This is a genomic window from Oleiphilus sp. HI0123, assembly GCF_001635315.1.
In genome coordinates, this window is record NZ_LWGE01000690.1 from 1 (window position 1) to 394 (window position 394).

At 47.0% G+C, this 394-nt stretch carries 1 protein-coding gene; it reads left to right on the top strand.

What is annotated here, in order from left to right:
* Positions 1-394: PstC family ABC transporter permease (locus tag A3761_RS06220; RefSeq protein ID WP_369808184.1), on the top strand; the 394-nt coding region annotated here is incomplete at both ends.

Consider the following 394-nt stretch of genomic DNA (forward strand, 5'->3'; position numbering starts at 1 on the left):
CAATTAAAAAGCCTTTGGTACTTTATTACAGGTACCGAGTGGCACATGAGCCATGGAGAAAGCTCCTTCGGTGCAGTACCGATTTTCGCCGGTACCTTCATGATCACAATTATTGCGTTAGCGGTATCGATACCCATTGGCTTGGGTAATGCGATTTATATGAGTGAATATGCCTCATCAGCTCAGCGAAAAATATTGAAGCCCTTGCTCGAAATTCTGGCGGGTATCCCGACTGTCGTTTATGGCTTCTTTGCTGCGTTGACAGTGGCTCCAGCCATCGTAGCAATAGCGGAACAGTTTGGTGTCGATGCTGCTTTTAACAGCGCACTAGCAAGCGGCTTGGTGATGGGCGTTATGATTATTCCGGTCATTTCATCCTTGAGTGATGACGTAC